Below are 16,499 nucleotides of genomic sequence, written 5' to 3'. Positions count from 1 at the left end.
ACCTGAGCTCGCCTTGGTGGCTCAGGTCGATGTATCACGCACAAACAACTCGCTCAGTCCCCTCTCCCTCCGGGAGAGGGTTAGGGTGAGGGGCTCTTTCGCTCTTGACCGAATTACTGACCCTTGAACTCCGGCGCCCGCTTGGCCACAAACGCTGCCATCCCTTCCTTCTGATCCTGCGTCGCAAACGCCGCATGGAACACCCGGCGCTCAAACCGCACACCCTCCGTCAAATTGACCTCAAAGGCGCGGTTTACGCTTTCCTTGATCATCATCGCAATCGGCAATGATTTGCTGGCGATCACTGCGGCGACCTTCAACGCTTCATCGAGCAATTCATCACTCGGCACGATCCTCGCCACGATACCGCAACGCTCTGCTTCAACCGCGTCGATCAAACGCCCGCTCAGGCACATTTCCATGGCTTTGGCTTTGCCCACGGCGCGAGTCAGACGTTGCGTGCCGCCCATGCCCGGCAGCACGCCGAGGTTGATTTCCGGCTGACCGAATTTGGCGTTATCGCCGGCCAGGATAAAGTCGCACATCAACGCCAGCTCACAGCCACCGCCGAGTGCGAAGCCATTAACGGCGGCGATGATCGGCTTGCGGCGGTTGGCCACGCGATCACTGTCGCTGAACAGGTCGTCCATATAAATCTGCGGATAGGTCAGCTCGGCCATTTCCTTGATGTCGGCGCCGGCAGCGAAAGCCCTTTTCGAGCCGGTGATGACGATGCAGCCGATGTTGGCATCCGCTTCCAGCGCATCAAGCGCCTGGTTCACTTCGCTGACCAGTTGCGCGTTCAGCGCGTTCAGCGCCTGTGGCCGGTTGAGAGTGATCAGGCCAACACGGCCGTGGTTTTCCAGCAGAATCGTTTCGTAAGTCATGGATAAAATTCCTGGTCAAAGATTGCGCGAAATAACCATGCGCTGAATATCGCTGGTGCCCTCGTAGATTTGGCAGACGCGCACGTCGCGGTAGATGCGCTCCAGCGGGAAATCGTTGAGATAACCGTAACCGCCGAGCGTCTGCAAGGCCATCGAGCAGACTTTCTCGGCCATCTCCGAGGCGAACAGTTTGGCCATGGACGCTTCGACCAGTGCCGGTTGACCGCTGTCACGCAGCGCCGCTGCGTAATGCACCATTTGCCGGGCGACGGCGATTTGCGTCGCCATGTCGGCGAGGCGAAACGCAACGGCCTGGTGTTCGATGATCGGCTTGCCGAACGTGTCGCGGTCACGGGCGTAATCGCGCGCCGCTTCGAATGCTGCGCGGGCCATGCCCACCGATTGCGAGGCGATACCGACGCGGCCACCTTCGAGGTTGGCCAAGGCGATTTTGTAACCTTCGCCCTCCTCACCCAACCGGTTGGCGACCGGCACTTTGACGTCTTCGAAGAGAATCTGGCAAGTGTCCGAGGCGTGCTGGCCGAGCTTGTCTTCGACGCGGGCAACTTTGTAGCCCGGCGAATCGGTCGGCACGATAAACGCGCTGATCCCGCGTTTGCCGGCGCCTGGATCGGTCACTGCAAAGACGATCACGATCCCGGCGTTTTGCCCGGAGGTGATGAACTGTTTGCAGCCGTTCAGCACGTAATGATCGCCTTCCAGACGTGCCCGGGTCTTCAGGCTGCTGGCGTCGGAACCGGCCTGCGGTTCGGTCAGCGCAAAAGCCCCAAGCATGGCGCCGCTGGCCAATGGCTTGAGAAAACGCTCGCGCTGATCGTCGTTGCCGAACTTGAGGATCGGCACGCAACCGACCGAGTTGTGCACGCTCATGATCGTCGAGCAGGCACCGTCGCCGGCGGCGATTTCTTCCAGCGCCATGGCGTAGGCCAGGTAACCGGTGTCGCAACCGCCCCACTGCTCCGGCACGAGCATGCCGAAAAAGCCCAGCTCGGCCATCTCGCCGATGGCTTCCTTGGGGAAGCGGTGCTCGCGATCCCACTCGGCGGCGAACGGTTTCAGCCGATCCTCGGCAAACTGCCGGGCCATGTCGCGGATCTGTTGTTGGTCTTCGTTGGGGATCATGGTGAGTCCTTAAATCCGGTTTGCTCCGCAAAACCCTGTGGGAGCGGGCTTGCCCGCGATGAGGCCGTGTCAATCAAGATAGCGGCTGTCTGAGCCACCGCCATCGCGGGCAAGACCGCTCCCACAGGGTCAGGTGTCAACTTCAGTAAACGCATTCCACGGCGATGGCCGTTGCTTCACCGCCACCAATGCAGATGGCCGCGATGCCGCGTTTCAGATTGTTCTGGCGCAACGCCGAGAGCAACGTCACCAGAATCCGCGCACCCGACGCACCGATCGGATGGCCCAGCGCGCAAGCGCCGCCGTGGATATTCAGCTTCTCGTGCGGGATATCGAGATGCTTCATCGCCGCCATCGCCACGACGGCAAACGCTTCGTTGACTTCAAACAGGTCGACCTCGGCCAGCGACCAGCCGGTCTTCTTCACCAGTGTGTTGATCGCCCCGATCGGTGCTACCGGGAACAGGCCCGGGGTATCGGCGAACGCCGAGTGACCGTGAATGACCGCCAGCGGTGTCAAACCCAGTTTCTGCGCCTGCGACTGACGCATCAGCACCAGCGCCGCCGCGCCGTCCGAGATTGAACTGGAATTCGCCGCCGTCACCGTACCGCCTTCGCGGAATGCCGGTTTCAGCGAAGCGACCTTGTCCAGTTTGGCTTTCGGCGGCTGTTCGTCATTGCTGATCAGCACCTGCTCTTTGCCGACGGTCACGGTCAGCGGGACGATTTCGTCCTTGAAGCGGCCGTCCTTGATCGCCTGTTGCGCGCGCGTGGTCGAGGCGATGGCGAAGGCGTCCTGCGCTTCACGGCTGAATTCATTGGTGTCGGCGCATTCCTCGGCGAAGGTGCCCATCAGGCGCCCCTTGTCGTAGGCGTCCTCGAGACCGTCGAGGAACATCGAATCCAGCACCCGGCCGTGGCCCATGCGGTAACCGGCGCGGGCACGATCCAGCAGATACGGCGAGTTGGACATGCTTTCCATGCCGCCGGCGATCACCACATCGGCGCTGCCCGCGACCAGCATGTCGTGGGCCAGGATGGTGGTTTCCATGCCCGAGCCGCACATCTTGTTGACGGTGGTGCAACGGGTCGATTTATCCAGCCCGGCGCCCAGCGCTGCTTGCCGCGCAGGGGCCTGGCCGAGGCCCGCAGGCAACACGCAACCGAACAGTACTTCGTCGACCGCATCGCTGGCGACACCGGCGCGTTCGACCGCTGCCTTGATGGCGGCAGCGCCGAGTTGCGGCGCGGTGAGGCTTTTCAATTCGCCCTGAAAGCCGCCCATCGGGGTGCGAACGGCGCTGACGATAACAATCGGATCGTTGGAAATAGTCATGACAAATCCTCCTTACCTGGCGGCCATGCGCAAGGCGCCGTCGAGACGGATCACCTCGCCGTTGAGCATGCTGTTTTCGATGATATGCCGAACCAGCGCGGCGTACTCGGCAGGCTTGCCCAGACGCGGCGGGAACGGTACGCCGGCCGCCAGCGAGTCGCGGACTTCCGGGGTCATGCCGGCCATCATCGGCGTTTCAAAAATGCCCGGTGCGATAGTCATCACGCGGATGCCGAAGCGCGCCAGTTCACGAGCGGCCGGCAGGGTCAGGCTGGCGATGGCGCCTTTTGACGCTGCATACGCGGCCTGACCAATCTGGCCGTCGAACGCCGCTACCGAGGCGGTGTTGATGATCACGCCACGCTCGCCATCGGCATTGGCCTCGCTCTCGGCAATGGCCGCAGCGGCCAGGCGCAGCATGTTGAAGCTGCCGATCAGGTTGACGTTGATCACCTGGGCGAAACTGGACAATGCGTGCGGGCCGTTCTTGCCAAGGATCTTCTCGCCACGGACGATGCCGGCGCAGTTGACCAGACCGTTGAGGCTGCCGAATGCAGTAATGGTCGCTTGTACGGCGGCTTCGGCGGCGGCTTCGTTGCTGATGTCGGCGACAACGCTTTGCGCACCCAGGCGCTTGGCCTGCTCAGCAACCGCTTCGGCGTTCATGTCCACCAACATCACTTTGGCGCCGGCACTCACCAGCAATTCAGCGGTGGCTGCACCCAGGCCAGACGCGCCGCCAGTGACGATAAAAACCTTGTTCTCGATCTGCATGACTGTTTCCTTCGATTCAAGCTGAAACGTTGTGCGCCGCGGCCTCTTGAGCCTTGGCGATTTCCTGGTTGCGCAAGATAAAGCGCTGCAATTTGCCGCTCGGGGTCTTGGGCAATTCGCTGACAAATTCAATTTCACGCGGGTACGAATGCGCGGCCAGACGTTTGCGTACGTGCTGGCGAAGTTCTTCGGCCAGCTCGGGTGCCGCGCGGTATTGCGCACTGAGCACCACGAAGGCTTTGACCAGTTCGGTGCGCTCCGGATCGGGTTTGCCGACCACCGCAGCCTCGACGACGGCCGGATGCTCGATCAACGCGCTTTCGACGTCGAATGGGCCGACGCGGTAGCCAGACGTGGTAATCACGTCGTCGCTGCGGCCGACGAAACTGATGCTGCCATCCGGGTTCAACTCAACTGTGTCGCCACTCAGGTAGTAATCGCCGACGAAGGCCTTGGTCGGTGCGCCTTCATAGCCGCCAAACCAGCACATCGGCGAATTGGCACGGTCGATGGCGAGGATGCCTGGCTGACCGACGCCGAGTTCCTGGTGATGCTCGTCAAGCACCACAATGCGATGGCCCGGCGAAGCGAAACCGGCGGCGCCCACGTGAACGGCATGGTCGAGGCCGTGGTGGTTACACAGCACCATGCCCAGTTCGGTCTGGCCGTAATGGTCGTGGATGACCACATCAAGGTTGTCAGCGAACCAGCGGATCACTTCCGGGTTCAGCGGCTCACCCGCGCTGCTGACGATCCGAAGCTTGCCCTTGATCGACCTGGCGAACTCGTTACCGCCGGCAATCAGCAGACGATAAGCCGTCGGCGAACCGGTGAGGTTGGTGATCCCGTACTTGTTGATCACCCGGCAGGTGCTTTCGAGGGTGAACGGGCCATCGTAGAACGTGATCGGATGCCCCATTGCCAACGGGCCGGTGACGCCGAAATAGATGCCATAGGCCCAACCCGGATCGGCGACGTTCCAGAAGGCATCTTCCGGGCGCAGATCCACCGCATCACGGGTGTAACTCTGGAACGCGACGATCGCCTTGAGCGGTACCGACAACGCTTTCGCCGGGCCGGTGGTGCCCGAGGTAAACATCAGCAGGAACGGGTCTTCGCCGCTCAGCAGCACGGGTTCGCAGACGTTGGAGTAATTGGCCAGTTCCGCCCAGAAACTGAAATCGCCACGGACAATGCCCTGGCCCTTGGCGCCGCCGACGGTGACCAGCGTCGGGCAGTCGGCGACTTCAGCGAGTTTCGGGCGGTTGACGGCGTCGGTCACCACGACCTTGGCGCCGGAGCTGTTCAGTCGATGTTCGAGGGCCTTGGGCCCGAACGCGGTAAAGAGCGGCTGATAGACCGCGCCGATGCGCCAGGTGGCAAAAACGGTGATGAGCAATTCGACATTGCGTGGCAGCAGGCCGGCGACCTTGTCGCCCTTGCGCACGCCTTGGGCGAGAAGGAAATTGGCGAATCGCGCGGCTTTGTCCTGCAAGTCGCTGAAGGTGTACGTCGCGCTGCTGCCATCGCGACCTTCCCAGAACAGCGCGATGCGCCCCGGCAATGCATGGCGGTCGCAGCATTCGACGCAGGCGTTGAGCGCCTCAAGCGAGCCGCTGAGCGCGGCATCCACAGTGTGCTGATAGTTGAACTGTTCGGTGGCAGACAAGTAGTCGCGCATTGCCAGAATCCCTCTGTGTTTTTATTAGGCTGGGAACCGTAAACAACAGAGGGATAGTCGCGCTGTAAGGGGTTTGGGGCAATGGTCAAAGCCATCAAAGTGGCTGACTGGTTTGGCCAGGGTTCAAGAGATGTGCCCCCAGGGTTGCCGCCTTCGCGAGCAAGCTCGCTCCCACAGGGGGAACGCATTTTAAATGTGGGAGCGAGCCTGCTCGCGAAGGGGCCAGATTAGACGGCTTCGTTAAGGATCAACGTCCGGTAATGCCCCGGATTTGACCCCGACCACTTGCGAAACGCCTTGTAGAACGAACTCGCATCGGCGAACCCCAAGCGGCTGGCGATCTCGACAAAGCTGATCGAAGGCTCGGCCAGCCAGACAATCGCCAGTTCCTTGCGCACGCTGTCCTTGAGGCCCTGGTACGTCTGCCCTTCCTCGGCCAGGCGACGGCGCAACGTCGAGGCCGACATGCACAGTTGCTGGGCCAACGCGTCGGTTTCCGGCCACTGCTCGGCAGGCAACTGACGCAAGTCGTGTTTGATCCGGCTGGCCAGGCTCTGCGGGTCGCGATACTTGACCAGAATGTTGGCCGGCGCGTGAGCCAGAAAGCGCTTGAGCTCCTCGGCGGAACGTTTGATCGGCAGATCGAGGCAATCGGCGGAAAAGATCATCCGCGTGCGTGGCCGATCAAAGCGCAGGTTGTCCGAGAACATCACCCGGTAGTCATCGATGAAGTCTGGTGCCGGGCAGCGCAGTTCGATGGCCAGGATCGGAATCCGTCGCCCCGCCAGCCAGCAGGCCACGCCGTGGACGATCATCCAATAGGTGAAGTAGGTAAACGCGCGGCGCGGTTCCGGATCGTCTTCAAGCAGGACAATTTCCGCAAGACTCTGCTGATGCACCAGTTGCGCCGGCAGGCGCTCAAGCATCAACGACAGAAAACTCAGGCCCGTGCTCAAACCGGCCGCCAGCGTCGGTTGTGCCATGGCGCTGCGGCAAAGGAACGCCAGACTGCCGGACTTAAGCTTGCGCGGGTCCATGCCGAAGAACTCGTCATCCCCCCGCCGAGCCAACAGACGCCAGAGCTTTGCATATTGCGATGCCGGCACCCGACCCTCGCCGGTTTCCAGCAAGGCCGGGGCAATGCCGACCTTGCTCAACAGCTCTTCCCTGGCCACGCCCGGGGCACAACTTTGCAGCAGCGCTTCACGCACCAATTGCACGGCGATGGTGTCTTTTTCCGACATGGAACGCGGCAGGCCTTGTTGGTTTTGAGTGACGGGCATCTTACCGCAGCCACCCGCGCGTTGCTGGCCCGAGAACAATGCAGAACCCTGTGGGAGCGAGCTTGCCCGCGATTGCAATGGCACAGCTGGCATTTCTGTTGACTGACAGGACGCCATCGCGGGCAAGCCCGCTCCCACAGGGTTATGTGCTGCACAGAACGTCATTTGTTCAGCTCAGGTTCAGGTTCTTGTCAATGATTGTCATATGGGAATGAGTGTCATTATGTTACAACTTAGCTTCCTATCTAAATCACCGCGGATACCGAATGCTCGTTCCCTTTCTGATCATGCTGCGCGAAGGCATTGAAGCCGCGTTGATCGTTGGCATTATCGCCAGCTACCTGCAACAGACCGGCCGGGGCCAATGGATGCCCGCCGTGTGGATCGGTGTTTTTCTCGCGGCAGCCCTGGCATTGCTGGTCGGCGGTGGCCTGGAACTGGTCAGCGCCGAATTCCCGCAAAAGCAGCAGGAACTGTTCGAAGGCGTGGTCGGGTTGGCAGCCGTGGCGATTCTCAGCTCGATGGTGTTCTGGATGCGCAAGGTCGCGCGGTCGATCAAGCATTCGCTGCACGCCTCGCTGGATCAGGCGCTGACCTCGTCCAGACATCAGGTGATTGCGCTGATCGCCATGGTCTTCTTTGCCGTGGCACGAGAGGGTCTGGAAACCGTGTTCTTCTTGCTCGCGGTGTTCCAGCAGAGCGAAGGCCCGGGCGCGCCCATTGGCGCCCTGCTCGGCCTGATTCTGGCGATTATCGTTGGCTTCCTCATCTACAGCGGCAGCATGCGCCTCAACCTCTCGGCATTTTTCAAGTGGACCGGGTTGTTCATTCTGGTCGTGGCCGCGGGGATTCTCGCCAATTCGGTGCAAGCCCTGCATGAAGCCGGCGTGTGGAATCACCTGCAAACCGTGCTCTTCGATTTCAGCGCGACGCTGCCCATGGATGGCCCGCTGGGCTCGGTGCTGGCCGGCATGTTCGGTTATCAGGATGCGCCGACGGTCAGCACCCTTGGCGCGTACCTGATCTATCTGCTGCTGGCGCTGGTGATGTTCTTCCTGCCCGCGCCCAAGCCTGTCGCGCAATCGTCTTCCGTTTCCAGCCAATAAGGGCACTCATGTCACAGCCTAATACTCCTCAGGCCTCGCCTCCCCGTGCCTTGCGTTGGGCGCTGGCCGGTTCGGTGGTCGTGATGATCGCCGCCGGTGGCCTGTTCTGGTACGCCTCGAAAATGGCCGCGGCCAAGCGTCAGCACAACCACGATGAAGTGGTGGTCAACATTCATCCGGGCAATTGCCAGCCGAACGCCCTGACAGTCCCGGCCGGTCGCGCGAGTTTCCGCATCGTCAACCGTTCCGAACGAGCGGTGGAATGGGAAATCCTCGACGGCGTGCTGGTGGTTGAAGAGCGTGAAAACATCGCCCCGGGCCTGAGTCAGGTGATCAATGCCAACCTGCAACCCGGCGACTACGCCATCACCTGCGGCCTGCTGAGCAACCCGCGCGGCACTCTGCATGTGACCCCGACCGCCGCTTCTGACGCCGCCGCGAAAGCCAAGCCGTCGATGGTGGCCTTTATCGGGCCGCTCTCGGAATTCCGTGTGTATCTGGCCAGTCAGGGCAGCGCGTTGATCAAAACCACCACCGCACTCAATCAGGCGATTGCCAGCGGTGACTTGAGTCAGGCGCAGGCGTTGTACCTGCCGGCGCGGGCGGCGTATCAACGCCTGGCCCCGGCGGCTCAGCGACTGGCGGAACTGGACAACCGCATCAACGCGCGCGCCGATTACTTCGAGAAGCGCGAGCAGGATCCGGCGTTCGTCGGTTTCCACCGCATCGAATACGCCCTGTTCCAGCAACGCCAACTCGATGATCTCGCCGCCGTCGCCCAGCGTCTGATGAGCGACGTCACCACGCTGAAACAGCAACTGCTCGCACAATCGTTGCCGCCGGAGCAACTGGTCAACATCGTCGTGCGCAACCTCAACACTCTCGCCGATGTGCGTGCCGCCAGCGGTGAAGAAGAGCGCTACAGCCACAGCGACCTCAACGGTTTCGCCGCCAATCTGCAAACCGCACACAAAGTCGTCGATTTGCTGCGGCCGATGCTGAGCAAGTCGGCGGCGGATCTGTTGCCGACAATCGAGCAGACGCTGGCCGACTTCGACAACGAAATGAACAGCCACAAGGTCAGGGACGGCTACGCCCGCTACGACGCCATCAGCGGCGCGCAACGCAAGCAGATCGCCGACAAGGCTCAGGCTTTGGCCGACGCACTTGATGGCATCGATCCAGCCCTTGGCCTCTCCGGCCTGTAAGCAGAAGACCCGTACCGATGAAAGATTCAGAACCCCTCAACCTGCAACGCCGCCGTGTACTGATGGGCATGGGCGCTGCCGGTGTCGCACTGGCCGGATCGGCCCTCAGCTGCCCGGCCATGGCTGCCGTACCTGCACAAGTCACCGAAGCACCGAGCAGCGACAAGACCGAAGACCATCACGCTTTCCACGGTGTGCATCAAACCGGCATCGTTACCCCGCGCCCGGCATCGGGCATGTTGGTGGCGTTCGATGTGTTGGCCAGCGATCGCGAAGATCTCGAGCGACTGTTCCGCACGCTCAACGAGCGCATCGCCTTCCTGATGAAGGGCGGAGCGGTCGCGCAGATCGATCCGAAGCTACCGCCGCCAGACTCCGGCATCCTCGGCCCGGTCGTCACCCCGGACAACCTGACCATCACCGTGTCGGTGGGCGAATCGCTGTTCGATGAGCGCTTCGGCCTGGCAGACGCCAAACCCAAGCGTCTGCAACGCATGGTCGGTTTTCCCAACGATGCGCTGGAGGCCGATGGCTGCCACGGCGACTTGAGTCTGCAGTTCTGCGCCAACACCGCCGACACCAACATCCACGCCCTGCGCGACATCGTCAAGAACCTGCCGGACCTGTTGCTGGTGCGCTGGAAGCAGGAAGGCAGCGTGCCGCCGCAAGCCCCGGCCAAGCCCGGTGTGCCGGCGCAATCGGCGCGTAACTTCCTGGGTTTCCGTGACGGCTCGGCCAACCCCGATTCCAACGACGACAAAGCCATGGATCGCCTGGTATGGGTGCAACCGGGCAGCGACGAACCGGCCTGGGCGGCGCACGGCAGTTACCAAGCGGTACGGATCATCCGCAACTTCGTCGAACGCTGGGATCGCACACCGTTGCAGGAGCAGGAAAGCATTTTCGGTCGGACCAAGAACACCGGCGCGCCAATGGGAGGGCACCACGAAAGCGAGGTCCCGGATTACAGCAAAGACCCGGAAGGCAAGCTGACCAGGCTCGACGCGCACATTCGCCTGGCCAACCCGCGCACCGCCGCCAGCCAGGCCAACCTGATCCTGCGTCGACCGTTCAACTATTCCAATGGCGTCAACAGGAACGGCCAGCTCGACATGGGCCTGCTGTTCATCTGTTACCAGGCCGATCTGGAAAAAGGCTTCATTACCGTGCAGACCCGCCTCAACGGCGAACCGCTGGAGGAATACCTCAAACCGGTCGGCGGCGGTTACTTCTTCACCCTGCCGGGTGTGACGGGCGACAAGGACTTTATCGGTCGCTCGTTGCTCAACGCCACACAACCCAAAACAGCTGCATAAAACAACTTCAACACTGGAGCCGCCCCCATGAAAAAGACGCCACTCGCGTTATTGCTGACCCTCGGATTGCTCAACACCCCGCTGTCGGCATTCGCCGCGACAGCACCGCTGGATCTGGTCGGGCCGGTGTCGGACTACAAGATCTACGTCACCGAACAACTCGAAGAACTGGCCAGCCACACCCAGCAATTCACCGATGCCGTGAAGAAAGGCGACCTGGCAGCCGCGCAAAAACTCTACGCACCGACCCGCGTCTTCTACGAGAAGATCGAGCCGATTGCCGAGCTGTTCAGTGACCTCGATGCGTCCATCGATTCTCGCGTCGATGATCACGAGAACGGCGTGAAGGCTGAGGATTTCACCGGTTTCCACCGCATCGAATATTCGCTGTTTTCGGAAAAGAGCACCCAGGGCCTCGATGCACTGGCGGATGGCTTGAACAAAGACGTGCAAGACCTGCAAACCCGCGTGGCCGGCCTGACCTTCCCGCCGGAAAAAGTGCTGGGCGGTGCGGCTGCGCTGCTGGAAGAAGTGGCCGCAACGAAGATCTCTGGCGAGGAAGATCGCTACAGCCACACCGACCTGTATGACTTTCAGGGCAACATCGACGGCGCGAAGAAAATCGTCGATTTGTTCCGTCCGCAGATCGAGCAGCAGGACCAGGCTTTCATAGCGAAAGTCGACAAGAACTTCGCCACCGTCAACAAGGTGCTGGCCCGGTACAAGACCCAGGATGGCGGGTTTGAGACGTATGACAAGGTCAAGGATAACGACCGCAAGGCGCTGGTCGGGCCGGTGAATACCTTGGCGGAAGATCTTTCCACGTTGCGTGGGAAGTTGGGTATTAACTGAGCCATGGAAAGTTGCCCGCGTCTGACGACAGCAAATGAGCCGATGCGGGCACTGTAGGGTTTACGCCATAATTCGCTTCGAAAGGTTTCGAGAGTGGCTCGCGGCTAACAAAATGGACTTTAAACCGCTTTGAAAAAGAAACTCGTCAGCCTGATCGAATTCGTAATCAGTTGGATCGAAGCACCGCTGAGCATCAAGCTCTACAGCCTTGCGATGATGTTCGGGATCATCTTCGTTATTTATGCCTTTGTCGAACCCCTGGAGTCGCTCAATAGCCTCCCCAACCTGATACTTTTAGGGCTGGCAAAGTTCTTTTCCGGGCTGGCGCTGCTGCTCGAAATGTACGCCTGGGCTACTCGCATAAAAACCTGGCAAGACTCGTCATGGGCTTTACGGGGTGTGCTTGCGGGGGTTCTGGCGATGTCGTTAGCTTTTTCGGCGGCTTACGCGTCGACAATAGTCAACGAGGTCACTGGAGCTCCTCCTTCACTTTTTCCTTACACAATCGCATTTCTTACGCCACTTTCAGCATTGGCAATCTTGCTGATGGTCTTGATGCTGGTTTACGTCGTTGTCATCGCCCAGGCCCTTCTGGTCGGGCTTCAATCAATGGTCAAAAGTGTGCTACCGACAGTCATGCCCCGCTTTAAAGGCGGGTCCGCGCTGTGGCTCCACTTAGTGATCTATATGCGCATTCTGGGGGTCGTGACGTTGGTCTCGGGGATTCTTCAGCTCATCCCGTGGTATGAGTCTGGCCTGAAATCGGTAGGTTGGGTATTTGCGGCCAGGTACGAAATGTACGCTCATGACCCTTGCGTAATACCTGGCGCCGAGGAACACATTATCCGCAGGGATGATGATTCCGTACTGGTGGTCAGCAACCGGCAAGCCTTCATGACGCCTTTTGAACGTCGACGTTGCGCGAAAGACCACGGGCTGCCATCGACTGCGGCCAAGTAGATACGCGGGCCGAAGATCCTTCCACGTTGCGTGGGAAGTAAGGTTTGAATTTAGTTTTGCAGGGTTTTCCAGGGACTCATCGCTGGCAAGCCAGCTCCCACAGGGCTTGCAGTGCACACAGATTCTGTGAACACCGGCCAGACCTGTGGAAGCTGGCTTGCCGGCGATGGCGTCAGCAGGCTCGCCGCATCATCCGGTCAGCTTACAAAATCCGGTAAAGCAACCGCTCGATTCTGACCCGGCTCACGCGCTTGAGAAACTTCGCCACCCCGGCCGGGTATTCCGGCAAGGTCTCCAGGTCGTGGAAGCTGGAAATCCGCGAAGTGTGGCGGAAGATCGCCTCCAGCTCCTGCGCTCGCGGGTCCACCCACTCGCCTTTCGGATCATCGATCAACAACGCATTTTCCAGGTCCAGGCGGAACGCCCGTGGATTAAGGTTGTTGCCGGTCAGCAGCGTATAGCGCTGGTCGATCCACATGCCCTTGAGGTGATAGGTGTTGTCGCCGTCACGCCACAGGTGCAGGTTCAACTGACCACTGTCGATGCTGCGCTGATGGCGTTTGGCGAACCGGCGCAGGCTGATCTCGTATAGGTACGGCAGCGCCGAGATCACCCTGAACGGCTCGCTCGGCGGGATGTAGAAGTCGTTGGCGGTCTTGTCGCCAACCACGATGTCGATCTTCACGCCCCGTGCCAGCGCGCGGTTGATCTCACGGATCACCCCCAGCGGCAGGTTGAAGTAAGGCGTGCAAATGGTCAGCTGCTTTTGCGCACTGGCGATCAATTCGAGAATCGCCCGGTTGAGCGGGTTGTTCTTGCCCACGCCCAGCAATGGACTGACCGATAAACCTTCTCTGGCGGTGCTGCCGGCACTGGTGTCGTACGCTGCGTGCTTGAGGCGGCTGCGCAGATCGCCGATGTCGTTACGCAGGCTGCGGGTGGTCGGCAGATTCGGCAGGTCGAGGCGATGCACCGCTTTGGATTCGATCAGGCCGTGCTTGACCAGGTGATGCATCGAGTCCGCCAGCTCAGGGCTCTGCAGAACGTGATAGCGGTCGAAACGGTACTTGTCGAACTTGTGCAGGTAAACGTTGTTTAGGCTGGCGCCGCTGTAGACCACGCAATCGTCGATCACGAAGCCCTTCAAATGCAGCACGCCGAACAGTTCGCGGGTCTGCACCGGTACACCGTAGACCGGCACTTCGCTCTGGTGGGTGCGGGTCATTTCCTGATACCACGCCGAATTGCCCGGTTGCTTGCCGGCACCGATCAGCCCGCGCTGGGCGCGCAGCCAGTCGACCACCACGGCGATTTCCAGCTCGGGACGCGCAAGTTTGGCGGCGTGCAAGGCATCAAGGATTTCCTGACCGGCTTCGTCTTGCTGCAAATACAGCGCGACGACATAGATGCGCTGGGTCGCCGCAGCGATTTTCTCCAGCAGGCAACGGCGGAACTCGGCGGCGCCGGACAAAATGGTCACGGCCTCGGCGGTCAGCGGAAAGCTGCGCAGTTTAGGCAGCAGAGAGCGTTTGAAGAGCAACGGCATAGGGCTCGCAATGGGTCGAATCCGAAGAACCCGAGAGCTTACACCATCAATCCCTGCGGGTCTTGTTAGTGTCTGTAATGGCCTCTTCGCGAGCAAGCTCGCTCCCACAGTGTCTTGGACAATGGCCACCCTCTCCAATACACCGCCAATCCCCTGTGGGAGCGAGCTTGCTCGCGAAAGCTTTTCAACCCGTAAAGAAAATATCAGCTTGACCATGAAGAACGTCCGTTCTACTGTTCGCAACATGAACAAAATCACTGACACTTCAACCCGCGACATCATTCTGGATGTCACCGAAAAGCTGATCTATAAAAGTGGCATCGCCTCCACGGGCATGGATCTCCTGGTGAAAACCGCTGGTGTCTCCAGAAAAAGCATCTACCGCTACTTCACCAATAAAGACGAGTTGGTGACCGCCGCCCTGCAGCGCCGCGACGTGCGCTGGATGCACTGGTACCGGAGCGCTGTCGATCAGGCCGAAACCCCGGCCGATCGCCTGCTCAACCTGTTTACCGTGCTCAAGGGCTGGTTTACCTCGGAAGGTTTCCGCGGCTGCGCTTTTATCAACACCAGTGGGGAGACCGGCGACGCGCAAGATCCGGTGCGTCTGGTCGCCAGGGAACACAAACAGAAGCTGCTCGACTACGTGTGCGAGCTGTGTACCGAACATGGCGCCAAGGACCCGCAGTTGCTGGCCAAACAGCTGCTGATCCTGATTGACGGCGCCATTACCGTAGCGCTTGTGATGGGTGATCACAGTGCCGCCGATAATGCGCAATGCATGGCGCGTAAGTTATTGGACCTGTAACGCCTTAATAAGCCTGACAAGTTGTTAAACGTTGAATCTATCGGGAGACTGATTATGTCTACTGCCGCTCAGGTACGTCCGCCATTGCCACCCTTCAACCTTGAATCGGCCATCGAGAAAGTTCGCCTGGCCGAAGACGGCTGGAATTCCCGTGATCCCGAGAGGGTCTCACTGGCCTACACCCTCGAGACGAAATGGCGCAACCGCGCCGAGTTCGCCAACAACCGGGAAGAGGCCAAAGCCTTTCTCACCCGTAAATGGGCGAAAGAGCTGGATTACCGGCTGATCAAGGAACTCTGGGCCTACTCGGACACGCGCATTGCGGTGCGCTATGCCTATGAGTGGCATGACGATTCGGGCAACTGGTTCCGCTCCTACGGAAACGAGAACTGGGAGTTCGACGACAACGGTCTGATGTTCCAGCGCTATGCCTGCATCAACGACATGCCGATTCAGGAAAGCGAGCGCAAGTTCCACTGGCCGCTGGGCCGCCGGCCGGATGATCATCCGGGGCTGTCGGCGCTTGGTCTGTAATTCAACACCGTTCTACATGCGGGAGTGGGCCTGCTCACTCCTTCAGGTTTTTATTCTCATAAAATCGTCAGCACAAATCCGATCGAACTCATGGCAAACCTGCCGGGTCAACCAGCCATACCCGCCATGAGACTCGGAGACCTACGATGACCGATTATCCAAAACCACCCTTCCCTGCGCAGGCCCAATCCGTCCCCGGTTCGCAACGCAAAATGGAGCCGTACCCTGATTGTGGCGAGCAAAGCTACGTCGGCTCGGGCCGCCTGGCCGGCAAGATCGCCCTGATCACTGGCGGCGACAGCGGCATCGGCCGCGCTGTGGCCATTGCCTTTGCCCGTGAAGGCGCTGACGTTGTCGTCGCTTACCTCGATGAACACGAAGACGCGAAGGAAACCGCACGCTGGGTCGAACAGGCCGGTCGCCAATGCCTGTTGCTGTCGGGTGACCTCGCGCAAAAGTCACATTGCCAGGACCTGGTCGATCAAACCATTGAACGCTTCGGCCGTATCGACGTGCTGGTCAACAATGCCGCGTTCCAGATGACCCACGAAAACTTCGAAGACATCCCCGACGACGAATGGGTGATGACCTTCGACGTCAACATCACGGCGATTTTCCGCCTGTGTCAGGCGGCGATCAAACACATGCGCCCCGGCGCGTCGATCATCAATACCAGCTCAGTCAATTCGGACATGCCGAAGCCGAGCCTGCTGGCTTACGCCACCACCAAAGGGGCGATCGCCAACTTCACCGGAGGTCTGGCGCAGATGCTCGGGCCCAAGGAAATTCGCGTGAACTGCGTGGCGCCGGGGCCGATCTGGACGCCGCTGATCGTCTCGACCATGCCTGATGAAGAAGTGCAGAACTTCGGTGGTAACACCCCGCTGGGGCGCCCCGGACAGCCTGTGGAAGTTGCCCCGATCTACGTTTTGCTGGCATCCGACGAAGCGAGCTACATCACCGGCCAACGCTATGGCGTGACCGGCGGTAAACCGATGCTCTGACCGCTGACCCTGTGGGAGTTCGGCTCCCACAGGGCGGATTAAAAAAAATGAACCCGGCCAC

The 16,499-nt window shown here is 60.3% G+C and carries 15 protein-coding genes; 8 read left to right on the top strand and 7 right to left on the bottom strand.

Annotation, left to right across the window (positions count from 1 at the left end; translation table 11 throughout):
* Nucleotides 1-113: 113 nt before the first annotated feature.
* The 6 genes from AB4P91_RS18445 to AB4P91_RS18420 form a co-directional block, all read right to left on the bottom strand.
* Nucleotides 114-887 carry an enoyl-CoA hydratase gene (locus tag AB4P91_RS18445; RefSeq protein ID WP_395603380.1) on the bottom strand — a complete coding sequence of 258 codons (774 nt, stop codon included), beginning with the start codon at nt 885-887 and terminating at the stop codon, nt 114-116.
* A 15-nt stretch (nt 888-902) separates the two neighbouring features.
* Nucleotides 903-2,030, bottom strand: coding sequence for an acyl-CoA dehydrogenase (locus AB4P91_RS18440; RefSeq protein WP_395603379.1), 1,128 nt, complete (start codon nt 2,028-2,030; stop codon nt 903-905).
* 142 nt (nt 2,031-2,172) lie between these two features.
* A complete protein-coding gene (locus tag AB4P91_RS18435; RefSeq protein ID WP_395603378.1) occupies nt 2,173-3,366 on the bottom strand; it encodes an acetyl-CoA C-acyltransferase in 1,194 nt (397 codons plus the stop codon).
* A gap of 12 nt (nt 3,367-3,378) precedes the next feature.
* Nucleotides 3,379-4,140 (bottom strand): SDR family NAD(P)-dependent oxidoreductase, encoded by a 762-nt coding sequence (locus AB4P91_RS18430; protein WP_150591885.1) that lies wholly within the window; start codon nt 4,138-4,140, stop codon nt 3,379-3,381.
* Between the two features lie 16 nt (nt 4,141-4,156).
* Complete coding sequence (locus AB4P91_RS18425; protein WP_395603377.1) at nt 4,157-5,821, bottom strand: AMP-binding protein; 1,665 nt, start codon at nt 5,819-5,821, stop codon at nt 4,157-4,159.
* Nucleotides 5,822-6,048: 227 nt separating this feature from the next.
* Entirely contained in the window at nt 6,049-7,065 is a 1,017-nt protein-coding gene (locus AB4P91_RS18420; RefSeq protein WP_395604978.1) for an AraC family transcriptional regulator, read from the bottom strand.
* A 305-nt stretch (nt 7,066-7,370) separates the two neighbouring features.
* Between AB4P91_RS18420 and efeU the strand changes: the two genes are divergently transcribed.
* The 5 genes from efeU to AB4P91_RS18395 all read left to right on the top strand — a co-directional run bounded on the left by efeU (nt 7,371) and on the right by AB4P91_RS18395 (nt 12,546).
* Nucleotides 7,371-8,210 (top strand): iron uptake transporter permease EfeU, encoded by an 840-nt coding sequence (gene efeU, locus AB4P91_RS18415; protein ID WP_150591887.1) that lies wholly within the window; start codon nt 7,371-7,373, stop codon nt 8,208-8,210.
* A gap of 8 nt (nt 8,211-8,218) precedes the next feature.
* Nucleotides 8,219-9,418: an iron uptake system protein EfeO gene (gene efeO / locus AB4P91_RS18410; RefSeq protein WP_395603376.1), complete on the top strand. Its 1,200-nt coding sequence runs from the start codon at nt 8,219-8,221 to the stop codon at nt 9,416-9,418.
* A 17-nt stretch (nt 9,419-9,435) separates the two neighbouring features.
* On the top strand, nt 9,436-10,734 hold the full coding sequence (gene efeB, locus AB4P91_RS18405) for an iron uptake transporter deferrochelatase/peroxidase subunit (RefSeq protein WP_395603375.1): 1,299 nt from the start codon (nt 9,436-9,438) through the stop codon (nt 10,732-10,734).
* A gap of 27 nt (nt 10,735-10,761) precedes the next feature.
* Nucleotides 10,762-11,586 carry an iron uptake system protein EfeO gene (gene efeO, locus AB4P91_RS18400; protein ID WP_395603374.1) on the top strand — a complete coding sequence of 275 codons (825 nt, stop codon included), beginning with the start codon at nt 10,762-10,764 and terminating at the stop codon, nt 11,584-11,586.
* A 129-nt stretch (nt 11,587-11,715) separates the two neighbouring features.
* Complete coding sequence (locus AB4P91_RS18395) at nt 11,716-12,546, top strand: hypothetical protein (RefSeq protein WP_150596409.1); 831 nt, start codon at nt 11,716-11,718, stop codon at nt 12,544-12,546.
* Between the two features lie 202 nt (nt 12,547-12,748).
* Here AB4P91_RS18395 and pssA read toward each other — a convergent pair whose 3' ends face one another.
* A complete protein-coding gene (pssA, locus tag AB4P91_RS18390; RefSeq protein ID WP_150687280.1) occupies nt 12,749-14,092 on the bottom strand; it encodes a CDP-diacylglycerol--serine O-phosphatidyltransferase in 1,344 nt (447 codons plus the stop codon).
* A gap of 244 nt (nt 14,093-14,336) precedes the next feature.
* Between pssA and AB4P91_RS18385 the strand changes: the two genes are divergently transcribed.
* The 3 genes from AB4P91_RS18385 to AB4P91_RS18375 all read left to right on the top strand — a co-directional run bounded on the left by AB4P91_RS18385 (nt 14,337) and on the right by AB4P91_RS18375 (nt 16,438).
* Nucleotides 14,337-14,900 (top strand): TetR/AcrR family transcriptional regulator, encoded by a 564-nt coding sequence (locus AB4P91_RS18385; RefSeq protein WP_395604977.1) that lies wholly within the window; start codon nt 14,337-14,339, stop codon nt 14,898-14,900.
* A gap of 54 nt (nt 14,901-14,954) precedes the next feature.
* On the top strand, nt 14,955-15,434 hold the full coding sequence (locus AB4P91_RS18380; RefSeq protein WP_395603373.1) for a DUF1348 family protein: 480 nt from the start codon (nt 14,955-14,957) through the stop codon (nt 15,432-15,434).
* A gap of 146 nt (nt 15,435-15,580) precedes the next feature.
* Nucleotides 15,581-16,438 (top strand): SDR family oxidoreductase, encoded by an 858-nt coding sequence (locus tag AB4P91_RS18375; RefSeq protein ID WP_150591894.1) that lies wholly within the window; start codon nt 15,581-15,583, stop codon nt 16,436-16,438.
* The last annotated feature ends 61 nt before the right edge of the window (nt 16,439-16,499 follow it).

The sequence above is a fragment of the Pseudomonas sp. B21128 genome (assembly GCF_044218865.1).
GTDB lineage: Bacteria > Pseudomonadota > Gammaproteobacteria > Pseudomonadales > Pseudomonadaceae > Aquipseudomonas > Aquipseudomonas iridis.
This window is presented reverse-complemented; position numbering and strand designations above follow the sequence as displayed.